Source organism: Pseudactinotalea sp., from assembly GCF_048594945.1.
Taxonomy (GTDB): Bacteria; Actinomycetota; Actinomycetes; order Actinomycetales; family Beutenbergiaceae; genus Pseudactinotalea.
Window position 1 is genome coordinate 1 of the sequence record NZ_JBMDXJ010000012.1, and the last position, 21,893, is coordinate 21,893.

Here is a 21,893-nt window from a genome sequence, read left to right on the forward strand (position 1 = left end):
ACCATCGCAACAACGTCGTCTACAACCACGGCTACAGCTCGCTGTACGGAGCCGAGTGGTGCGAGGGCATCAACGTGGTGGGCAACTACTACAAGCCCGGGCCGGCCACGCTGCCGCACATCGCACCGCATGTGATCGAGCCCTACCGCGGCGGCTCCTGGTACGTCACGGCCAACGCGATCGAGGGCCACCCGGACGTCACCGCGGACAACACGCTGGGCATCGGCTACCAGATCGTGGGCCAGGCGGCCGATCCGTCGCTGACCCCCCAAGGCGGCGGCGTCACCAACGTGGGCGGCGGCGGCATCAACCTGCTCGACGAGCCTGCCACGATGACGCAACCGCTGCCGAGCACGATGTCGGCCGAGGAGGCGTACGAGTACGTGCTGGCCAACGTGGGTGCATCGCTGCCGCGTTACGACTCGGTCGACGCGCGACTGCTCTCCGAGGTGCGCAACGGCACCGGCCGGCTGATCAACAGCCAGTCCGAGGTGGGCGGCTACCCAGTGCTCGACGACGGCGAGGCGCCGCGCGACAAGGACCACGACGGCATCCCCGATGTCTGGGAGCGCGCCAACGGTCTCGACCAGAATGACGCATCCGACGGGCAGGCGATCGGCGAGGGCGGCTTCAGCAACCTCGAGATCTACCTCGAGACGATCACCCCGAACGTGCGCGGCTACCCGACCGTCACGATGGCGAGCCCGGAAGCCGACACCGTGCTCTCCGGCGGGGCGACGGAACAGACGGTCACGGTCTCCGCCGAGCCCTCGGCGATCGACGGTGAACAGATCGCCGGTGTGCAGTTCTTCGCCGACGACACGATGATCGCCGAGGTGAGCGCACCGCCGTACGAGGTCACGTGGTCGGCACCGGTGGGCACCTGGTACCTCTCGGCGCTCGCCGTCGACAGCCAGGGTGCCAAGACCCACGCCACGGCGGCGCCGCTGCACGTGGCACGCACCTCCGACGTGGGCCCGTGGACCTCGCAGGACGTCGGTGACGCGCCGTTGGCGGGTGCTGCGTTCCGCGACAGCGTCTCCGGCGACATCACGATCACCGGGTCAGGCAAGATCATGGGCCGCACGGACGCCTTCCAGTTCCTGCACCAGCCGATCACCGCCGGCCCGAACGACGTGGTGGAGATCATCGGCCGGATCGACGAGGTCACCCGACCGTGGGACGGCATCTTCGCAGGGTTCATGTTCCGTGAGAGCCTCGAGGAGAACGCTCGCTACTTCGCCGGCGGGCTGCAGGTGGCCGGCGACGGGCTCAAGGGACACGTGACGCGCATCCAGTCGCACGGGCCCGGGCCGAGCATCGGCTCCTACCCCTACGAGGCGGACGAGGTGCTGGACATCGAGCCTCAATGGATCCGGCTGGTCCGGCGCGGCCTGGAGTTCGAGGCACACCTCAGCGAAGACTCGCTGCAGTGGACGCGGATCGGTTACGAGCGGATCCCGATGGGCGACGAGATCTACGTCGGGCTGGTGGTCGACGCCAACAAGGAGGGCAACGCCATCGCGAACTACGCCACCGCCACGTTCCACAACGTGCGGATCAGCGCCTGATCAGGGCACCTCGAACCCGGCACGCAGCACGATGACGATGTCCCCGGCAGCGGCTGAGGAGTTCTCCACCAGGTTCGTGATCCCGAGGAGGTCGCCCACAGCGGCGGCCTCCTCGGCCTGGTCGGCGTTGTCGTAGAACAGCGTGGTACCCGAGGGCTGCGGCCGGCTGTAATCGGCGGCGTTGGCGCCCTCCCAGCCGTCAGCGATGAGCACCTCGACGGTGTCGGCGGCGAGCCCGCTCACACCGGATCCGTTGAGCACCCACACCTGGATGGTGTAGTCGAGGTCCGCGGCCGGCTCCTCGGTGGTCTCCTCCTCGGTGGGCTCATCCTCCGAGGTCGGCTCGTCGGTGGGCTCGGCGTCTGTGGTGGGTTCGGCTGTGGTCTCGCCCGCCGTGGTGGGCGGGTCCTCGCCGTCACCGCCCGAGAGGGCACGCACCGCCACGAACGCCAACGTGGGCGCGAGGACCAGCACGATGATGAACGGCAGGAGCTTGCGCCACCGGGACAGCGGAGCCCGGTGTACGCCCTGGGGCGTGCGGTCCGCCCCGAGGGTGTCGAACTCGTCCTCGGGGTACGGGTAGTCGTCCCTGCTCACGTGCGAAGGTTAACGTCCCTACAGGTCCGAGCCGAGGCGGCGTGCCGAGCGCTCGCGCTGACGTGCACTGCGCATGCGGCGGAGTCGCTTGACGAGCATCGGCTCGGCGGCGAGCGCCTCAGGGGTGTCGATCAGCGAGTTGAGGATCTGGTAATACCGCGTGGCGTTGAGGTCGAAGAGCTCGCGAATCGCGGTCTCCTTGGCGCCGGCGAACTTCCACCACTGCCGCTCGAACTCGAGGATCTTGGCATCCCGCTCGCTGAGCCCAGCGGTCTGCTCGGCAGGTGCGATGATCTCGTGCGCTACGGGTGCTGCCGCCATCGTTGTCCTCCTCGTGCGATCGCGTTCCTGGCATCGTACGGGCAAAACGACATGGTTGTCATTCGGTGCGTGTCGGGCCGTGCGTGTCGCGCGTCCGTGTGCGCGTGACAGGCTGTCGGTGTGACCACGACTCCGCCGACGACGCCGCCACCGCAGGCCCGCCCGCTCACCGATCTGGTCGATCCGGGGTGGGCTGCCGCGCTCGCGAGCGTCGAACCGACCGTGCACGCGATGGGCGAGTTCCTCCGCGCGGAGATCGCCGCCGGCCGCGGATACCTGCCCGCCGGCGCCGACGTGCTCCGCGCGTTCACCCGCCCGCTCGCCGACGTGCGCGTGCTGATCGTGGGCCAGGACCCGTACCCCACGCCGGGGCACGCGATGGGGCTGAGCTTCTCCGTGCAGCCCGATGTCACTCCGATCCCACGCTCGCTCGCCAACATCTACACGGAGCTCGTCGACGATCTCGGCCTGCCGCGCCCGAGCACGGGCGACCTCAGTCCGTGGGCCGACGCCGGCGTGCTGCTCCTCAACCGTTCGCTCACGGTCCGGCCCGGCAAGCCCGCCTCGCACCGCGGCAAGGGGTGGGAGAAGGTCACGGACACGGCGATCGCCGCACTGGTGGCCCGCGGCACCCCACTCGTGGCGATCCTGTGGGGTCGGGACGCGCAGTCGCTGCAACCCGCGCTCGGAGACGTGCCCGTGATCGCCTCCCCGCACCCGTCGCCGCTCTCGGCGCACGGAGGCTTCTTCGGTTCACGCCCGTTCTCGCGCGCGAACGAGCTTCTCGCCCAGCAGAGCGCCGCACCCGTGGATTGGCGCCTGCCGTGACGCCCCGCTGGGGCTCCTACGTCGCGATCGGGGATTCGTTCACCGAGGGTCTGTGGGATCCCCGTGGCCGGGATCTCGAGGATCTGTCCGGTTGGGCGGACCGGCTGGCTGGTTCGATGTCCCGACGGCGGAGCGAGGCAGGTGAGGCTCCGTTGCGTTACGCGAATCTCGCCATCCGTGGGCGGCGGCTGACGCGGATCATCGCCGAGCAGCTGCCTCCCGCGCTGGCGATGCGTCCGGACCTGATCTCGATCGTCGGCGGCGGGATCGATGTGCTCCGGCTCGGCGCCGACCCGGACCAGCTCGCCGAGATGCTCGAGGAGGCTGTCGTGCGTGCCCGTGGGCTCGGGTGCGACGTGCTGCTCGCCACCTGCATGGACACCCGCCTCGGTGGCCCGCTGCTGGCGGCGATCCGGCCGCGCATGGCCATGTACAGCGCCCACATCGGCGCCATCGCCCGCCGCCACGACTGCTTCGTGCTGGACCAGTGGGGACTGCGTGCGCTGCAGGACTACCGGATGTGGGCGCCGGACCGGATCCACCTCTCGCCCGAGGGCCATCACCGCCTCGCTCAGTCCGCGCTCACCGGCCTCGGGCTGGAGCCGGACGACCCCGACTGGCAGGAGCCGCTCCCCACCGCCGACGACGCCGCTGCCCTGGCGCGGCTCCGTGCCCACGGCACCTGGCTCCGGCGCGACGTGCTCCCCTGGGTCGGCCGCGGCATCCGCGGCACCTCCACCGGCGACGGCCGCTCCCCCAAGCGCCCCGATCTCACCCCCGCCCCCGCGTCCCACCTCCCCGCCTCTCACCTCCCCGGTACCCGATTTCACTGACGAAACGTCACCCACCCGACTTCACTGACGAAACGTCACATGACGTTTCGTCAGTGAAATCGGGTACCGGGATGCCGGAGGCCTGGAGTCAGGAACCCTGGGCGTCGAGGATGAGGACCGTGTCGGTGTTGCCGGCGGCGCCAACCGGCGGGGCGAAGGCGAGCGTGCCGTCGTTCGCGATCGTCCCAGCCGTCGTGATCTCACCCGTGATCGGGTCCATCCACCGCACCCGCAGCGTCTCGCCGGGCAGCACGCCGCTACGGAGCTCATACGGGCGGCCCGTGAAGCGGTATGCGAACAGGTAGTCGGATCCCCGGGTCACGACCAGCCGGTCCTTCTGGAACCCCGGGTCACCCACGATCACGGTCTGGTCGGGGATCCGATCGACATACGGGTAGGACAGCAGCAGCCGGTGCAGGTGCTGCAGGTCGTTCGAACCGGAGGCGGCCATGCCCTCTCGCCAGGTCATCGTGGTGCCGTAGGCGGGCTTGTGCTCGGGCTTGTACACCTGGATCACGGCGTTGTGGCCGTAGGTGTGGCCGGCCGCACCGGCGAACACGGCCCAGTAGGCGAACCGGCGTGAGTCGTCGTGACCCCAGTACCCGTGCACGGGGTCGTGCAGACCACGCGGCAGATCCTCGTAGCAGGGCTCGCCGTCGACGGTCGGCTTGGCGGGCCAGCGCTGGTAGTCCTGCTCGACGTACCTCCAGGTGTCGGGACCCTTCCACCCCGTCGGGTCCTCCTCCCACACCTGCTCGTAGTCGCGGTGCCCGGACTGGACCATGTTGAAGTCCAGCCAGTGTGCCTCGTGGAACCAGGTCGATGACTGGCACCGCCCGAACGGGTGGAACGTGATCAGTCTCGTCGGGTCTGCGGTGCGCAGCGCGGCGCCGGCGCGCTGCCACGCCTCCATCTGGCTGGTGCCGTGCACGTCCCCGCCGTTGAGCCAGATGATGTTCGGGTGCCGCCGGTAGCGGCGCGCGAGCCACCCCGCATACGTCTCTACGTGCTCGGCAGGGTGCTGCCCGTTCTTGACGTTGCTCCCCCAGATCGGCACGAGCGCGAGGTAGAGGCCGGCATCGTCCGCGAGGTCGAGCACAGCATCGAGGTGCTCCCAGAAGGAGGGCTGCGAGCCGCTGCCGTCGTCCGGCCGGGTGAGGTCGCCGTCGATGAAGGGTGCTCGCCCGGCGAGCGTGGTGGTCTGCAGACTGTGGATCACCATCACCTGCACCACGTTGAAGCCTTTCGCCCGCCGGTCCGCGAAGAGTTCAGCCGCCTCCTCCAGCGTGAGCCGGCTCAGCACCAGCCACGCGGTGTCCGCCTGCCAGAAGAACGGCGTGCCGTCGGTGTGCTGGAAGTAGTGGCCACCTTGAGCCACCTCGAGCCGACCGTGCTGCCAGGGCTTCATGCCACCGTCTCCTTGTCCGTGTTCGCGATCTCGAGAAGCTGCCACAGCGGGTGCGCGATCACCCACGAGGGGTTCCAGGTGTTGCTGAAGCCTCGATGCTGCCAGTTGGTCACGTAGAAGGCCTCCGCCTGTTCGCCCACCACGTCGAACTCCCACTCACCGGGCGCCGTGCAGATCCCCTGGCTCATCGCGCCGACGATCGTCCGTGCCCATCGCTGCAGCCGCTCGTCTCCGGTGCGGATCCCGAGGCGGAGCAGGTCGTGGCTCGGGAAGAACACGTCGAGGTGATGGTTCTGCACGCTGACCCCCGGCCAACCGATCGCGCTGAAGCCGCGCTCGCGCAGCGAAGCGCCCCGATCCTGGACCGGGTTCCAGTGATAGACCCACGTGAGCAGCCAGTCCGCCGTCACGAGTGCCCGCTGCAGGTACTCGGCATTGCCGGTCACCTCGTGCATCGTCATCAGCAGCTCGAGGTAGGCGAGACCTCCCTCCTTGTCCTCGCACGCGGCGTCAAGCGTGGAGCGGGCGAACGGCCGGTCGAAGGTGCCGCCGTAGATGCCGTGGTAGGCCTGCGCCATCTCGACGGCACGACCGAGCAGCCGGTCGTCGCCGAGCACGGCCGCAGCCTTGGCCACGCTGTGCGCGGCCGGAATTCCCGCCGCGCACTCGAGATCGTCGGCGGGCTCTCCCGCGGCGGTCCAGCCGAGCGGCGGGATGCCGCTGGGCAGGGTGGTCGCCGCGATGAACTCGGCCGCCTCGCGCAGCGCGACCAGCCACACCTGCGGCGCTGCCTTCTCGAAACGGCGGTAGAGCCGCACGAGGTCGGCGAGATCGGACATCGTCTCGCCGTGCGCCCGCGCGGAGATGATCTCGCGGCCATAGAGGCGCTGCCCGTGCCAGCGCCGGTCATCGTGCACATAGGAGTTGTGACGCATGCCCGGCACCGCTGTCCCGGACCCGTTGACGTAGAACTCCACCACCGCATGCGCGCGCTCGAGGCGCTCCTCCTCGCCGCGCTCCAGCCCCACCCACGCCTCGCACCAGGCGAGCCGCAAGCACTGGCCGGTCCAGCCGTACAGGAAGTCGACCGCTGGTCGGTTCGCCCCGTGCGTGCGGGGCATGCCCCACGCAGGGAACTTCTGGTAGCCGGCCACGTCGCCCTCGGTGAAGGCACGCGCGTCCAGCGCCGCGAGCCGCAGCTCGATGTGCTGATCGGCCTCGTGCGGACCAGGGATGACGGCGTCGCCTCCCTTACCGAACATCTCGCGCCCCACCCGGGCTACCTCGCGAAACCCGTGTCCCACCGGCGCCCACCCAGACACCAGCACGAAGCGCTGTCGGATGCTCGCGCCGGGTTCCAGGCTGCGGTACCCCTCCCGGCTCGGCGTGGTGCGTGCCTTGTCGACGTACGTGACATCCGGGGCGCCGTCGAACAGCGTGACGCCGCTCAGCGCCAGCGCGCGGGAGCTGCCGCCCTCGGTCACCGCGCCGAGCGAGCCGTACCGCACCCGACCCTGCGGGTCCTCGTCCGGATCCGGCACGGTCACCAGCGTGAGCGTGGCGCCATCCTCGCCCTGCAGGCACACGGCCGGTATCGGCAGCCGGTGCACCTCGGTCACGAACCCGCCGCGGCTCACATGCGGCACGATCCGGTCCGGAGCGGCCGAGGGGTTGTCGTGGTAGATCACCTGCGGGATCGTCACGCGTGCCCGCTCAGGCCCCGGGACAGCGAGCCCCACGACGAGATCGTCGATCCGCTCGCTGCCGGGATTGCTCCAGACCAGGTTCAGCTCGGTCCGGTCCTCGACCTCGCGCACCTCCACCTGCACGAGCACAGGCCCCACTCGACCCTTGATACGGAGCCCCGCTCCGCCGTCGTCGATCTCCACCCGGGTGAGCCCGGGCACGACCTCGCGCCACGGCCGGCCGACCGAGGCCACGAGCATCCGGTCGAGGTCAGCGGCCCCGACCGACAGCGGTGATGTCACGCCGTGGTCACGTCCTCGGTGGTGTCGATCTCCAGCTCGCCGGAGTCCTGCATGATCCACTCAGGGGCGATGCACACGTGCCGGATCGTCTTGCGCAAGTACGAGTACGCGACCTGCAGCATCCCATCCGAGGTCTGCAACACGGTCGGGTAGGAGTAGCCGACCTCGCGGTCCTTGTACTCGATGTCGGCGAGCTGAAGGTTGCGCCAGTGCGGCCAGGTCTGACCGCCGTCAGAGGACATCGCGAGAGTCAACGGCGTACGGACCGCCTTCTTGCGCCAGCCGTCACCGGCGGGCACGAACCGGAACTGGTCGCGCTCGAGCGTGGCGTCGTTGAAGATCACCACCAGTCGGCCATCGGCCAGCGTGATCTGCTGCAGCGAGGAGTTGTTGTTCGGCAGCACGGTCTTGACCGGCTCGGTCCAGGTGCGGCCGAGATCGGTCGAGGTGCTGGCGTAGATCCGATCGGCCGCGCGCGAACGGTAGTAGGCGAGCAGACTGCCATCGGCGAGCGGCGAGATGCTCATCTGCACGCGGTCGCGGCTGCCGGGTACGCGCCGGATGTCCCAGGTCGCGCCCTCGTCGGTGGTGATCACCGCGGCGCTGTACTCGATGCCGTCCTCGACCTGATAGGTCGGCAGCACCCACGAACCATCGGGCATGAACACGGGCGGCATACGGAGGTACAGACCCAGCCCCACGAACAAGATCTCGGGCTCGGACCAGGTGACGCCGCCGTCGTCGGACGTGCGCTTGACGATGTGCGCCGTCGGGCGCCGGTGCGGCTCGTTCGAGGTGTGCATCAGCCAGAGCTGGCCGCTGGGTACCCGGAACAGCACGGGGTTCTGCTCCGACCTGTCCGGATCGGCCGCGACGAGGTCCGGTGTGGTCCACGTGTCGCTGCCGGCCGGGAGGCGGGAGACGACGATGTTCGTCTCCCGGTCGCCCTCCTTCGGCCCGTTGAACCACGCGCACACCAGGTCACCGCCGGTGGTCTCGACAAGCGTGGCCGCGTGGCTGTCCCGCGGGTGCAGCACCGGCAGCAGCGCGGCCTGCTGAGCCGGGTCGGTCGCCACAGGCTCCAGTCGGCCGGTGAATCGAGCGTCCACGTCGTTGTTCTCCTTGTCGTTTCGGATGGCGCCGCTCATGCGGCTCCCAGCTCCGAGAGCCCGCGCAGCTCCAGCTCCTCGGCGAAGTGGCAGGCCACCCGGCGCCCGGAGGAGACCTCCCTGAGCGCGGGCACCTCGGCAGCGCAGCGTTCCTGAACGTACGCACAGCGAGTCCGGAACGGGCAGCCGGAGGGCACGTCGGTGGGGTCGGCCACCTCACCCTTCAGCACGATCCGCTCCCGCTGGTCCGCCGCGTTCGGGTCCGGGTTGGGCACGGCGGACAGCAACGCTTCTGTGTACGGGTGAAGGGGGCGGTCGTACATCTCCTCGGTGGGCCCGCTCTCCACGATGTGGCCCACGTACATCACCACGACCTCATCGGCCATGTACTCGACCATGCCGAGGTCGTGCGAGATGAACAGGTAGGTGAGGTCTTCCTCCTCCTGCAGATCCTTCATCAGGTTGAGAATCTGCGCGCGCACCGAGACGTCGAGTGCGCTGACGGCTTCATCCGCCACCACCACACGGGGGTCGAGCGCGAGCGCTCGCGCGAGCCCCACCCGCTGCCGCTCGCCACCGCTGAAGGCGTTCGGATACCGGTGCAGGTACTCCGGCCGCAGCCCCACCTTCCTCAGCAGCTCGACGACCCTGCCCTCCACCGCCGCCTCGGGCAGCACCTTGTTGACCCGCAGCGGCTCGCCGATGATGTCGGCGAGCGTCATGCGGGGGTTCAGGGAGGAGAACGGGTCCTGGAACACCATCCGGATGTCGCGGCGATACGGCTTGAGCTGCTTGTCGGACAGCGGTGCGAGGTCGACGATCTCGCCGTTCGGGCGACGGTAGAGAATCTCCCCCGACGTCGGCTCGTACGCCCGCAGGATCGTGCGGCCGAGCGTGCTCTTGCCGCATCCGGACTCGCCCACGAGACCCACCGACTGGCCATGCTTGATCGTCAGATCGACGTTGCTGACCGCCTTGACTGCACCGACCTGCTTCCCCCAGGCACCCTTGGTGATCGGGAACTCCTTCGAGAGCTTCCTGGTCTCCAGGAGCACCCCTGGCTCCATCTCGACGGCGGAGCTCGCGGTGGTCTCGGGCGCTGAGTCCGGAGTTGGTTCTGACGTGTTCACTGTTCGTCCTCCTCGTAGAGCACGCATCGGACCTCATGGCCGTCTCGGTCGGTGATCAGTGGTGGCGGGGCCACGTCGCAGCGACCCGGCTCGGCGAAGTCGCAGCGGTCGCGGAACGTGCAGCCGCTCGGCCGCGCGAACGGGTGCGGCACCATGCCCCGCACCGGGTCGAGCCGCTTGCCACGGCTCGCGCCGAGCTTGGGCACGGATGCGAGCAGCGCCTTGGTGTACGGGTGCTTGGGGTGGCGGAATACCTCAGCGAGGTCGCCGTACTCGACCACGTTGCCCAGGTACATCACCGCGATCGAGTCGGCGAGCTGCGCGGCGACGCCGAGGTCGTGGGTGATGATCATGATCGCCATGCCGAGCTCGTCGCGCAGCGACTTCAGCAGCTCCAGGATCTGCGCCTGCGTGGTCACATCGAGGGCCGTGGTCGGTTCGTCTGCGATGAGCAGCTCCGGATCGCACGCCAGAGCCATCGCGATCATCACGCGCTGGCGCATCCCCCCGGACAGCTCGAACGGGTAGGCGTCCACGCGCTTCTCCGGTGCAGCGATCCCCACGCGGCGCAGGAGCTCGATCGCGCGCTCGCGCGCCTGCTCCTTGGTGACCGGCTCGTGCAGCAGGATCGTCTCGGCGATCTGGTCGCCGACCTTGTGCACCGCCGACAACGAGGTCATCGGTTCCTGGAACACCATCGAGATCCGCTTGCCACGCACCGCGCGGAGGATCTCTGGCTCGCTGGCGAGCAGATCCACCATCCCCTCGGGCGCATCAGGTCCGGTGGCCTTCGGGACCGTGATCGGCTTCTTGCGGGAGAACAGGCCGCGGCGACGTTTGGCGGTCTCGGGGTCGATCGGCGGGATCGGCACCCACACCTGACCGCCGACGATCTTGCCGGGGCGGTCCACGAGCTGAAGGATCGAACGCGCCATGACGCTCTTGCCGCAGCCCGACTCACCGACCACGGCGAGGGTCTCGCCGCGGCGGACCTTGAGGGTGACTCCCTCGACGGCACCGACCACGCCGTCCTCGAGCTGGAACTCGGTGCGCAGCTCGCGGACGTCGAGGACGTTCGGTTCGTGCGCGGCAATCTGGCGCCGCGCCGCGGGCTCACTTGTACGGGTCTGCGGCATCACGCAATCCATCTCCGACGAAGTTCATGGCAAGGACAGTGATGAACAGCGCGAGGCCGGGGAGCATCAGCCACGGCGCCGTCTCGATGGTGCGGATGTTCTGAGCATCCTGCAGCAGCACGCCCCAACTGACCGCCGGCGACTGCAGTCCGAGACCGAGGAAGCTCAGCGAGGTCTCGCCGAGGATCATGCCGGGCACCGACATCGTGAGCGAGGCGATGAGGTGGCTCGAGAACGAGGGCACCATGTGCCGGGAGATGATCCGGGGCTTGCTCACCCCGTCCAGCTGTGCCGCCGTGATGAAGTCCTCGTTGCGGAGCGAGAGGAATTTGCCTCGCACCTGTCTGGCCATGCCGGTCCAGCCCAGTACCGACAGGATCGCCGTGATCGCGAAGTAGCGTTGTAACGGCCCCCACGACGTCGGTATCGCCGCCGATAACGCCAACCACAGCGGCAGCGTCGGGATCGACATCAGGAACTCGATGAGGCGCTGGATGATCGTGTCGGGTTTGCCGCCGTAGTAGCCGGAGATGCCTCCGAGAGCCACACCGAGGATCAGGCTGATCGCGACACCCACGAGGCCGATCGACAGCGACACGCGAGAGCCGTAGATCACGCGGGTGAGCAGGTCGCGGCCGGCGCGGTCGGCACCCCAGAGGTAGAACGGGTCCTCCGGATCCTCGGCGGCGATGAGGTGGGTGTTCATGGTGAACAGCCCCCACATCTTGTACTCCTCGCCTTCCTGGAACAGGCCGACGGGGATGTATTGGCTCTCGTCGATCTCGAACTCGTTGGCGAACGTCTCCTCGTTGCGCTCCACCGTGAATCCGTGGACGTACAGGCCCCAGCCCTCGGTCTCGTGGTACACGTGCAGCTGCTGCGGTGGCGCGTACGCGTAGGTCGCGTTCTGATGCGTGGGCGTACTGGGCGCCAGCACCTCCGCGAACGCGACGACCAGGTAGATCGCCACGACCACCCAGACCGAGACGTAGGCGATCTTGTGCCGCTTGAACCGCTTCCAGATCAGGCTCCACTGCGAGGAGGTTCCGCGCGCGGCGTCACCCTTCCTTCGGCGGACCTTGCGCGGCGCGGCACCCTCCGGCGTCGGGTCGGGTGCCGGTCGCTCGTCCAACGCCGAGGCAGCCCCGCCACCGGCTCCACCGAGCTCGTTCTCGAGTTCTTGCACTGTCGGTCAACTCCCCTGGTAGCTGCGTCGGATGCGGGGGTCCCACCACGCGAGCGCGAGGTCGCTGAGCAACGTCCCGACGACTGTGAGCGCGCTGAGGATCAAGATGAAGCTGCCGACCAGGTACATGTCCTGACTGAGCGTGGCGCCGTACAGCAACGGTCCCGTGGTGGGCAGGCTGAGCACGATCGAGATGATCGTCTCGCCGCTGATCAGCCCCGGAAGCAGCCAGCCGACGGTGCTGAAGAACGGGCTGAGCGACATCCGCACCGGGTACTTCAGTAGCAGCTTCCACTCCGGCAGGCCCTTGGCCCGTGCGGTGATCACGTACGGCTTGTAGAGCTCGTCGAGCAGGTTGGCTCGGGTGATGCGGATCAGTCCGGCGGTCCCGGAGATACCGATGATGAGCACAGGCAGCCACAGGTGGGACGCGAGGTCCATGACCTTGCCCAGGTTCCACGCGGCGTCGACGTACTCGGGTGAGAACAACCCTCCCGCGCTCTGACCGAAGTACTTGACCCCGATCCACATGAACACCAGCGCCAGCATGAACTCCGGCACGGCCATGCCGACGAAGCCGAAGAACGTCGCCACGTAGTCGCCGGGCGAGTACTGCTTCACGGCGGAGTAGATACCGATCGGGAAGGAGATCGCCCAGACCATCAGCAGCGTGCTGACGGAGAGGAAGAACGAGAGCCCCACCCGGTCCCAGATGAGGGTCGAGACGGGTCGGTTCCAGGCGAAGGAGTCGCCGAAGTCACCGCGGAAGACGATGTTGCTGATCCAGTCCCAGTACTGAACGATGAAGGGATCGTCCAAGCCGTAGCGGGCGCGGAGCGCTGCGATGCGTTCTGGGCTGATGACCTCGCCGCGCGACTCTGCCTCCGCGACCATCGTCGAGACGTAGTCGCCTGGTGGCAGCTGGATGATCCAGAACGTCACGAACGAGATCGCGAGCAGGGTGACGAGCATGAGGCCGACGCGCCGAAGCATGTATCTGCCCATGACGGGGTCCCTCCGATCGATCGAGTGCGGCAGTCGGGCCGGGGTGCAGGTGGCAGGCCCCGGGTGCCGTGCAGCGGCGCGCCTCGTGCGCGCCGCTTGCACGGCGGTGACGAAGCTCAGTCGTCCGTAGCGGTGGCGAAGAAGTACTGCTCCGGGTTGGTCGGCCCCGGCGGCTGGTAGCCGTTTGAGCCCGCCATCTCTTCGGGCACGTTGGTGGCGAAGTCGTTGCGCACCACTCCGTAGCTGTCCGCCTCGGTGCAGACACCGATGTAATAGAACTGGTCCTTCGTGATCTCCAGGACCTCGAGCGCCAGCGCCGTGGCCTCGTCGGCGTCGTAGGTGTTGCGCATCTGGTCGAACAGCTCGAGCTGCCGCTTGACCTCGGCGGGCGGCTCTTCGGAGCTCTGCCCCCGGTACCAGAGCGCCCACTTGTTGCCGTAGCGGGAGGCGCCGCGCGGGTTCGAGGGCAGGTAGTAGTGGTTCGACCCCTGGCTCGCGCGGATCTCGAAGTTGCCACCGGTCCAGGTCGAGGCCTCAGCCAGGTTGGCCTCGACCCGCTCCCAGTAGAGCGTCTCGGCCAAGACGGTCACGTTCGTGTCCACGCCGACGGCGGCCCAGTCCTGCTTGATGAGCTCGAACGCATCGATGTGGTCGGGGAACGAGGAGGGCACCAGCACGGTGATGGTGATGCGCGCGCCCTCGGCGAGGCGGAAGCCGGCGCTGTCACGGTCGGTGTAGCCCGAGGCGTCCAGCGCTTCGTTGGCCTTGTCGACCGAGTACTCCAGATACTGGGTCGCGAGCTCCTCGTGGTAGGCCGGGTGGTCCTCGCGGGGGGCGACCTGCCACGGCTTGGTCTGACCGGCGTAGACGGTCTCGATGACCCGCTCCCGGTCGATGGCGTGCGAGAGCCCGATCCGGAAGTCCTTGTTGGCGTAGATCGAGCGCAGCCGATCATCGTCCATGCACTGGTTGAAGCCGATCACCATGGCGTTCGGGCTGGCCGGCAGCACGGTGAACATGCGGTAGTCGCCGCGCTCGCGCGCATCGGCCACGACCGGGAGGTTCCGGATCGTGCCGAAGTTGCGCATCTGCATGTCCAGCTCACCGTTGGTGACCTTGAGCAGCTCCACCTCGATGTCCTGCACGATCTCGCACCGGATGGTGTCGACGTAGGGCAGCTGGCTGCCGTCGGGGTCGACCTTCCAGTAGTACGGGTTGCGCTCGGCCGTGACGTAGGACCCGTCGCCCAGCGCAGCGGTCAGCATCCAGGCGTTGATGGTGGGCATCTCAACGTCGGTGAAGGGCTCGTTCTTCGCCTCCCACAGCTGCATCCAGTCGGTGAAGCCCGCCTCGGAGATCAGCGCGTCGATGTCGGAGTTGTAGTCGGGGTGGAACTGCTCCATGTGGTGCTTGGGCAGGGCCAGCGGCCGGTTGGCTGCGAGCTCCTCGAGGAACCCGGGCTTCGGCTCATCGAACACGTAGCGGATGACGTTGCCATCACTCTCGAAGGCCGCCGGCTTCTCCGGATCGCTCGGGTGCGTGAACAGCCCGTAGATGCCACCAGGGTTGAGGTCGTCGTTGAGGTAGTAGTCCTCGAAGGTGAAGCGGAAGTCCTCGGCGGTGAACGGCTCGCCGTCGGACCACTTCATGCCCTCACGCAGCGTGAACTGGAAGACGCGGCCCTCCTCAAGCTCCTCGAACTTCTCCGCGATGTTCGGGACGATCTCCGCGGTGCCGGGTGCACCGGTCCACTCGGGGATCCATCGGATGATCGGCTCGTACCCGATCGCTTGCGTGAGCCAGGTCCGGTCCTCCTCGGTCACCATGACCGAGCGCCACACCCCGCCGTACTGGCCGATCTCAGCGTGGGGCTCGACCACCATCGGGGTGGCGGGCAGGCGCTCCTCCACCGGCGGCAGCTCACCGGCCTCGACCTGTGCTGCGAGCGACGGCGCTTCAGGCCCCTTGGGTCCTGTCTGGTCTCCACCGCCACCGGAGCCTGCCGGGTCGGTCTCGAAGAATGAGCAGCCGGCGAGCGTGACGGCAGCGAGCCCAGTGCCTCCGAGCAGCAGTGAGCGGCGACTGAGGGTTGCGGGCCCTCGATCGTTCGTGCGGGGAAACATCATCGTTCTCCTTCGGGGGATGACCGATCGGGTCGATCGGTGGTCAGACCGCCACAGCGGTGTCGGTGTCCTTCTCGAGTGCGCGCATCAGCGGAAGCGCGTGCTCCGTGAGGTGCTGGCGCGCCTCCGGGGACAGAGGTGACTGCGGGGCGGCAGCCACGTCGGCATCGATGACTCCCACAGCGGCGAGCAGGTGCTTGTACGCCGCCATGGTGAGACCGGGAGTGACGTCGACCCCCGGCGGCCGGAGCAGGCTGATGAGCGTCTCGCTCTGCTCCTGAAGGGTGAGCACCCGGGCCCAGTCTTGCTCCCTGGCTGCCTCGTACTGACGCACGAGGTGACGTGGGGTGAGGTTCGCGAGCGAGCTGACCGAGCCGACTGCGCCCAGCATGTAGCCGACGTCGGCCACGCTGGAGCCACCGGTCAGCAGCGCCATCGGTGCACCGGCTTCCCGCAGCCCGCGTGCCAGCTGCCTGAACCACACCATGTCCGAGCTGCTGTCCTTCGCTCCGCACAGCACACCCTCGGCTGCGAGCTCCACGATCGAGTCGATGCTCAGGCCGACCGGGGCGAACTGCGGCAGGTTGTACGCCAGCACGGGCTGCTGGACGGCGTCGGCGACTGCGCGGACGTGACCCTTCAGCTCTCCCTGGGTGAACCCCACCAAGTAGGGCGGCAGCACCGACAGCAGCGCGGCTCCCGCGGTCACGGCCGCGCGGGCGTGCTGCACCGCGAGCCGGGTCGAGGTGTCTCCGACGTGGGCGATGACCGGAACCCGGCCGTCGACCGCGGTGACGAACTCCTGCACGACACGTGCGCGCAGCTCGCCCTCCAGTCCGTAGAACTCGCCCGTGGTGCCGTTGACCCACAAGCCGTGGACACCGCCGTCGAGCAGGAAGGACACGAGCCGCGAGAGCGAGACCGAGTCCACCTCGGCGTCCGGGGTCATCGGGAGAAGGACCGGTGGGAGCACGCCCCGCAACCGGTCCGAAGGGATCATCGTCGATGTGAATGCCAGTGGCATGTCAGGTAGTAGACCTGCTACCTGACACATTGTCAAGCGCCCATGCATATCTATGCCGGACGGCGGTGATGCCGTGTGACGGTGCGGACCAGAACGTCGCCTGGGTGGCATACCATCCTCTGAGGAACGACATTCCGCGAAGGGACCGCACGTGACGACGCCGACGACCGCCACGATGCCCACGGTGGCGTCCTCGGAGACCTCGCTGGAGAACCGGGCCCACGAGGCACTCGTGACCTGGCTGACGCAGGAGCATCCCCAGCCCGGGCAGCCGGTCCCGATCCGAGAGTTCGCGCGCATCCTCGGCATGAGTCGCACCCCGGTGCGCAGCGCGGTGAGCAGGCTGCACGAGCGCGGGCTGCTCTCCTACGACTCGGCCGTCGGGTTCACGGTGGCTGTGCCCTCCCCCACCTCGCTGTACGAGTTGTTCGACCTGCGCCTGATGATCGAGTCGCACAGCCTGCGCCGCTACACCGAGCAGGAGGCGTTCGCAGCGCCGCAGTCGCTGCACAACCTCGTGACCGAGGCGAGCGAGCTTGCCGAGGCCGCGTTGCACGACCCCGAGCAGTACATCGCCTTCCGCGACAACGACAGCCGGTTCCATCGCATGCTCGTGCAGATGTCCGGGCTACCCCGGCTGATCACGATGCACGAGGAGCTCGACCTGAGCATCCACGTCACGCGGGCCGGGCGCGAGGCACCCCTCAATCACGAGCGGCTCGACACGGCCGTGGCCGAGCATCGCGCGATCGTCGAGGCCCTGGACGCGGGCGACAACGACGCAGCCCGCGCCGCCCTGGAGCACCACATCCTGCGCGTGCGCGACCAGACGATCGTGTTCCTGTCGCGTCCGAGGCCTGTGCAGCTCTGAGGCCAGACCACCACCGATGAGAGCAGTCTCATCGGGTGCTCATGGACGTCTCACTGACGCCGAGTGTGCTGGGCTCAGCCCACCGGGACGGACCTGGTGGCTTCCCGAGAGGACGTCCCGAGATGAAGCTTCGTCGCACACTGGCGACCGGCGCTGTCGCCGGTCTCCTGCTCGTCGCGCTGCCCAGCGCGGCCATGGCAGATGACGTTGTTCGCAACGGCAACTACACCGTCCCGGCAGGGACCACGATCGATGGCAACCTCACGGTGCGCAACGGCACGGTGACCATCCACGGCACCGTGGAGGGCAACGTCACCCAGACCGGGAGCGGCTCGGTCAACATCACCCGCACCGGCGAGGTCGATGGCAACGTCACCGAGAGCGGCACCGGCGGGGTGAGGGTCGCAGGCGAGGTGGACGGCAACGTCAACGAGCACAGCACCGGCCATGTGGAGATCACGAGCACGGGCAAGGTCGATGGCAACGTCACCGAGCGCTCTGGAGGCTCCGTCGATGTGCGCGGCAAGGTCGACGGCAACGTCACCGAGTCAGGCAACGGCCACCTCACGCTCGCTCGGACGGCCCGGATCGACGGCAACGTCGCCGAGTCGGGCGCCGGCAACCTGTACGTCTACCGCGGCGCGAAGGTGGACGGCAACATCAAGGAGTCCGGCACAGGGTCGCGCATCAACCGCTGACTCCGATCTCCGGTGGCGCGGCCTCACCCCCGAGGGGCCGCGCCACCGGTCTCAGTCCGCCACGGCGACCGGGAGGTGGGTGGCCCACCACCGCAGGATGTGCTCGAACCGGGCGATCCGGTGCTTCGGGTTGCCGGATCGCGACAGCTCGTGCCCCTCACCCGGGAACAGCAGGAACTCGGTCGGGACGCCCTGCCGCTTGAGGCCGACGTACCAGCGCTGCCCCTGCTCCACAGGGCAGCGCCAGTCCTGTTCGGAGTGGATCACCATCGTGGGGGTGGTGACCGCCTCGATGTGAGCCATCGGGCTCTGCGCGGCCACCAGCTCGGAGTCCTCGCCGAGGTACTTGATGCCGAAGAACCAGCCGATGTCGCTGGACCCGACGAAGCTGACCGGGTCGAGGAAGCCCCGCTCCACGATCGCCCCCGCCCACCGCTGATCCTGGGTGGTGAGCCACGCCGTCATGTAGCCGCCGTAGGAGCCGCCCATGACACCCACCCGGTCGCCATCGAGGTCCGCGCGCTCGGCGAGCGCGCCTTCGAGGAACTGCAGCACGTCGGCCGCGTCGCGCTGACCGAAGCCGCCGATGATCGAGCGCCCGTGCTCCTGCCCGTAGCTGCCCGATCCGCGCGGGTTGCAGAACACCACCGCGTAGCCGGCTCCCGTGTAGGTCTGCACCTCGTCGAAGAACGTCGGTTCGTACGCCGCGAACGGCCCCCCGTGGATGAGCAGCAGCACCGGGTGCGGGCCGTCACCCTCGGGCACCGCGACCCACCCGTGGATCGGGTATCCGTCGTCTGCGCTCACGCGCAGCTCGGCGGGCTCGGCCACGCCGGCCTCCTCGCGCAGCCGCGCGGAGAGGTCGGTGAGGGTCCTCTCGTTGCCGTTCACGTCCCGGAGGGAGATGTCGCCGAGGCTGCCGACGGCGCTGCTGGCCACGAGCACCGCCCCCTCGGTTCCCACGGGCTCGGCCGCGTAGACCTCGCGGTCGCCCTCGATCAGCACCTCGACCTCGCTGCCCTTCCAGCGTACGAGCTGGACGGTGCCCTGGTAGCCGCGGGTGAGCAGCACTCCGTGCGGGGTCGGGGTGAACACCGCACCGGTCAGCGGCTCGGTGGTCGGATCGGTGAGGCGCTCGACGTCGCTCAGCCCGGCCTCGCCGAGGTGTGCCCGGTACAGCGCCGGTGTCTTGCCGATGAAGTCGTAGCCGTCCTCGCCGTAGTCGACGACCAGGAGATAGAGGTCACCGTCAGTGCCGACCGCGACATCCTCCGGCCCCACACCCGGGGTCTCGATCTCGACCGGCTCGGCGCCGGCCTCGACCGTGACCCGCAGCAGCGTCGAGGCCATCTCATCGACGATGTCGCGCCGCACCAGCAGCTCGCCCTCGTTCAGCCAGACCGGGCCGTAGTGACCCAGGTCTCCGGTGGTCACCTGGACCGGAGCCACCCCGGTCGCGGCGATCGCGCCCGACGGCGGGGCGTCGTCCTCGTCCTTCTTCTCGCCCTTGTCGGTGGGCACGTCGGCGGTCGGATCGGCGGGTGCCGGCACGTCGATGACGAACACGTGCTGCGGCCGGTCGAGCCGGAACCCGAGGCCGTCGATCCGGTAGGAGAAGTCGGTGATCAGCCGCGGTGCCTCGGCCCCCGGGCCGACGTCCTTGTCGGTGCCGTAGCGCCCCTCCTCGGGGATGCGGGAGGTGTAGGCGATCCGGCGCGAGTCGGGCGAGAACTCCGGCCGGCCGCCCACGGCGCTGGCGTGGTCGGTGAGCAGCCGCGGTTCTCCGCCGGTGGTCGGCATCAGCGCGAGCTGCGGCTTGACGCCCTCGCCGCCGCGCACGAACGCGACCCACCGCCCGTCGGGCGAGATCACGGGTGAGCCGTCGGAGGTGCCGTGGGTCAGCTGGCTCAGCTCACCCGAGGCGAGATCGAGGCGCCACAGGTTCGTGACGTAGCGGTCGCCGTCGACGTCAGTCCTCGTGATCGGCACCACCGCCCACGACCCATCGGGGTGAACACCCGGTCGGCCCGGCTGACGGAACAGGGAGAGATGCTCAGGACGCATGGTCGCCAGCCTACGGACCCTGATGCACGCGCTTGTGCGGTCCCGAGGTGCGAGCGACGCTTGGTTGCATGGTCAGTACGCCTGGCCGCGCGCATCGATCCTGGTTGCTGTGCGGCTTTCCCTGACCGGTCTTGAGCCACTCGATCGTGATGGTGGAGCGCTCGGCGGATTGTTGGCAGGGAACGCCGCAGCACACTTCTGAGTCCGTCGAATCAGCTGACGTCCGCGTCCACGAGGCGCATGCCCGGAACCTAGACACACGCACCGGCTTGGGGGCCGTGAGCCGCCTGTCGGACTCGAACCGACAACCTACGCATTACAAGTGCGTTGCGCTACCAATTGCGCCAAGGCGGCATGCCCGGCGAAACCGAGCCCACACATGCTACCCAGCGCTCGAGACTGTCGCGGCGCGTGCGCCCTCGACGAGGTTGTCGGTGAACTGGTTGGCCACAGCCCGCGAGACGCCGTTGCTCAACACGAGCGACTCGAGGTCGGGTCGGTGAGCTTCTCGGCGCCATCGGCCGCATCGCGAACGCGGCGTCGAGGAAGTCGACGAACGCTTCGGGACGCAATCGGCCACCAGCACCGCGGCCTCGCGTGCTCACGCCGCGGTACGGCGCTCGCCTTCTGGCGCTACGGCACGCCTCAGGCGGCGTCGCGGACTGCCTGGAGAAGGGTGCCCTGCGTGGCCCAGTCGCCGGTCCAGCGACTGCCCTCGAGGAAGATCGAGGGCGTCGTTCCCACACCGTCGTTCCGCGCCTGATCCGATGCCACGGTCACCCACTCAAGGAAAGTGCCGGCAGCGATCGTGTCAGCGACCTCCTGCGGCACCCCTGCCTCGACGGCGATCTGACCCATCTCCTCGTCGGTCAGTCCCGCGCCGCCCTCTGCCGGCTGGGTGGCGAAGAGCGCCTGCATGAAGTCGTACGCCTGCTCGGGAGCAGCGTCGGCGACCGTCGCGAGCGCATTCGCAGCCCGACTCGAGAAGTCACCCTCGCTCGACTGCCGGTCGAGGAAGTTCAGCGGGTGCACGGACAGGGTCACAGCCCCCTCGTCCAGCAGGGTCTTGATGTCGCCACCGTTGACAGCCTCGAAGGTGCCGCAGTGCGGGCACATGAAGTCGAGGTACACCTCGAGCTCAGGGGCTTGTTCCACCGTGGTGCCGGCCACCGCATCGGCGCCGAACGTGATTCCGCCGGTATCCGTGGAAGCCGCCGGGCGTGCGCCCTCGAACTCAGTCAGCAGGGTGCGCTGGGACTCCTTCCAGATGAAGAATCCGGCCACTCCGACCAGCGCGATCACCAGCACCGAGGCCACCACGATGATCAGGCGGTTGCGCTTCTCGGTGGCGGCCTGCTTGGCGGCGAGCCGCTCCGCCTCGCGGCGCGCAGCATCGCGGCGCTCTGCCTTGGACTTCCGGGGCTCGTTCGCAGCCATTCGCACTCGTCTTCCACTGCTGGTCGACGAGATCGTCGACGGCGGATTGATCGTTTGGTCCCTGGCCGGGGCCCGCGGAGGACCTCACCGGCTGGCAGAGTCTACGAAACGAAACTGGGGATCGGCGGCACAGGTAACGGAGCCCACACCGGATCCGGACCTGCGAACAGGGCCGCAGCCCCGGTCGCGGTCGCCACGGCCAGGCCCACGATGATCCACAACCACACCGGTCCGCGGCTCGGTGCGACCGCGCCGAGGATCGCCCAGACACCCTCGCGGGCGGTACTGCTCGAAGGGGTCCACCAGGTCAGCAAGGTGGTGGTCGCGACCACCACGAGCATGAGGAAGGAGTCCACGCCGGACGGCGACAGCAGTCCCCACAGGATCCCGCCTCCCAGCACACCCACCACCGCTCCAGGGATCACCAGCAGGATCGCCAGCAAGGTGTGCACCGGACTCGCGAGCGAGGTGACCGCCACGTCGGAGCGGCGCAGACCGTGCCGCAGCCGCCGGTTCCGCAACGCCTTGGCCGAGGCGCCGACAGCACCGCCGACCACCATCACC

At 68.7% G+C, this 21,893-nt stretch carries 18 protein-coding genes, 1 tRNA gene and 1 pseudogene; 5 read left to right on the forward strand and 15 right to left on the reverse strand.

The window, feature by feature from the left end; genetic code table 11:
* Window positions 1-1,571: Ig-like domain-containing protein (locus tag ACOJSN_RS00375; RefSeq protein WP_420110525.1), on the forward strand; the 1,571-nt coding region annotated here is incomplete at its 5' end.
* On the opposite strand, the gene ACOJSN_RS00380 is transcribed toward ACOJSN_RS00375, so the two are convergent.
* Together ACOJSN_RS00380 and ACOJSN_RS00385 are read right to left on the reverse strand one after the other, a co-directional pair.
* A complete protein-coding gene (locus ACOJSN_RS00380; protein ID WP_420110526.1) occupies window positions 1,572-2,168 on the reverse strand; it encodes a LytR C-terminal domain-containing protein in 597 nt (198 codons plus the stop codon).
* 18 nt (window positions 2,169-2,186) lie between these two features.
* Window positions 2,187-2,489 carry a DUF3263 domain-containing protein gene (locus ACOJSN_RS00385; RefSeq protein ID WP_420110527.1) on the reverse strand — a complete coding sequence of 101 codons (303 nt, stop codon included), beginning with the start codon at window positions 2,487-2,489 and terminating at the stop codon, window positions 2,187-2,189.
* Window positions 2,490-2,609: 120 nt separating this feature from the next.
* Between ACOJSN_RS00385 and ACOJSN_RS00390 the strand changes: the two genes are divergently transcribed.
* Both ACOJSN_RS00390 and ACOJSN_RS00395 read left to right on the forward strand, forming a co-directional pair.
* Entirely contained in the window at window positions 2,610-3,317 is a 708-nt protein-coding gene (locus ACOJSN_RS00390; RefSeq protein WP_420110528.1) for a uracil-DNA glycosylase, read from the forward strand.
* On the forward strand, window positions 3,314-4,150 hold the full coding sequence (locus tag ACOJSN_RS00395; RefSeq protein ID WP_420110529.1) for an SGNH/GDSL hydrolase family protein: 837 nt from the start codon (window positions 3,314-3,316) through the stop codon (window positions 4,148-4,150). Before ACOJSN_RS00390 ends, ACOJSN_RS00395 begins: the two co-directional genes overlap by 4 nt.
* An 88-nt stretch (window positions 4,151-4,238) precedes the next feature.
* Here the strand turns inward: ACOJSN_RS00395 and ACOJSN_RS00400 are convergent, their stop codons facing one another.
* From ACOJSN_RS00400 to ACOJSN_RS00440, 9 genes are all read right to left on the reverse strand, one after another.
* The gene (locus ACOJSN_RS00400; RefSeq protein WP_420110530.1) at window positions 4,239-5,558 is read right to left on the reverse strand and encodes a glycoside hydrolase family 140 protein; all 1,320 of its coding nucleotides are present in this window, start codon (window positions 5,556-5,558) and stop codon (window positions 4,239-4,241) included.
* Window positions 5,555-7,546, reverse strand: coding sequence for a hypothetical protein (locus ACOJSN_RS00405; RefSeq protein WP_420110531.1), 1,992 nt, complete (start codon window positions 7,544-7,546; stop codon window positions 5,555-5,557). Before ACOJSN_RS00405 ends, ACOJSN_RS00400 begins: the two co-directional genes overlap by 4 nt.
* Window positions 7,543-8,694: a sialidase family protein gene (locus ACOJSN_RS00410; RefSeq protein ID WP_420110532.1), complete on the reverse strand. Its 1,152-nt coding sequence runs from the start codon at window positions 8,692-8,694 to the stop codon at window positions 7,543-7,545. Before ACOJSN_RS00410 ends, ACOJSN_RS00405 begins: the two co-directional genes overlap by 4 nt.
* A complete protein-coding gene (locus ACOJSN_RS00415) occupies window positions 8,691-9,722 on the reverse strand; it encodes an ABC transporter ATP-binding protein (RefSeq protein ID WP_420110542.1) in 1,032 nt (343 codons plus the stop codon). The genes ACOJSN_RS00410 and ACOJSN_RS00415 overlap by 4 nt, the downstream gene beginning before the upstream one ends.
* Before the next feature lie 59 nt (window positions 9,723-9,781).
* Window positions 9,782-10,921 carry an ABC transporter ATP-binding protein gene (locus ACOJSN_RS00420; RefSeq protein ID WP_420110533.1) on the reverse strand — a complete coding sequence of 380 codons (1,140 nt, stop codon included), beginning with the start codon at window positions 10,919-10,921 and terminating at the stop codon, window positions 9,782-9,784.
* Entirely contained in the window at window positions 10,899-12,107 is a 1,209-nt protein-coding gene (locus ACOJSN_RS00425; protein ID WP_420110534.1) for an ABC transporter permease, read from the reverse strand. Before ACOJSN_RS00425 ends, ACOJSN_RS00420 begins: the two co-directional genes overlap by 23 nt.
* Before the next feature lie 6 nt (window positions 12,108-12,113).
* Complete coding sequence (locus tag ACOJSN_RS00430; RefSeq protein ID WP_420110535.1) at window positions 12,114-13,112, reverse strand: ABC transporter permease; 999 nt, start codon at window positions 13,110-13,112, stop codon at window positions 12,114-12,116.
* A gap of 116 nt (window positions 13,113-13,228) precedes the next feature.
* Window positions 13,229-15,238 (reverse strand): ABC transporter substrate-binding protein, encoded by a 2,010-nt coding sequence (locus tag ACOJSN_RS00435; protein WP_420110536.1) that lies wholly within the window; start codon window positions 15,236-15,238, stop codon window positions 13,229-13,231.
* Between the two features lie 40 nt (window positions 15,239-15,278).
* A complete protein-coding gene (locus ACOJSN_RS00440) occupies window positions 15,279-16,259 on the reverse strand; it encodes a dihydrodipicolinate synthase family protein (protein ID WP_420110537.1) in 981 nt (326 codons plus the stop codon).
* 151 nt (window positions 16,260-16,410) lie between these two features.
* Between ACOJSN_RS00440 and ACOJSN_RS00445 the strand changes: the two genes are divergently transcribed.
* Window positions 16,411-17,130: a GntR family transcriptional regulator gene (locus ACOJSN_RS00445; RefSeq protein ID WP_420110538.1), complete on the forward strand. Its 720-nt coding sequence runs from the start codon at window positions 16,411-16,413 to the stop codon at window positions 17,128-17,130.
* Between the two features lie 122 nt (window positions 17,131-17,252).
* A complete protein-coding gene (locus tag ACOJSN_RS00450; protein WP_420110539.1) occupies window positions 17,253-17,828 on the forward strand; it encodes a bactofilin family protein in 576 nt (191 codons plus the stop codon).
* 51 nt (window positions 17,829-17,879) lie between these two features.
* On the opposite strand, the gene ACOJSN_RS00455 is transcribed toward ACOJSN_RS00450, so the two are convergent.
* The 4 genes and pseudogenes from ACOJSN_RS00455 to ACOJSN_RS00470 all read right to left on the reverse strand — a co-directional run.
* A complete protein-coding gene (locus ACOJSN_RS00455) occupies window positions 17,880-19,892 on the reverse strand; it encodes a S9 family peptidase (protein ID WP_420110540.1) in 2,013 nt (670 codons plus the stop codon).
* A gap of 281 nt (window positions 19,893-20,173) precedes the next feature.
* A tRNA-Thr gene (locus ACOJSN_RS00460) sits at window positions 20,174-20,246 on the reverse strand.
* Between the two features lie 291 nt (window positions 20,247-20,537).
* Window positions 20,538-21,329, reverse strand: a complete 792-nt coding sequence (locus ACOJSN_RS00465) for a DsbA family protein (RefSeq protein WP_420110541.1) — start codon at window positions 21,327-21,329, stop codon at window positions 20,538-20,540.
* A 101-nt stretch (window positions 21,330-21,430) separates the two neighbouring features.
* A pseudogene (locus ACOJSN_RS00470) lies at window positions 21,431-21,893 on the reverse strand (hypothetical protein); the annotation flags it as partial.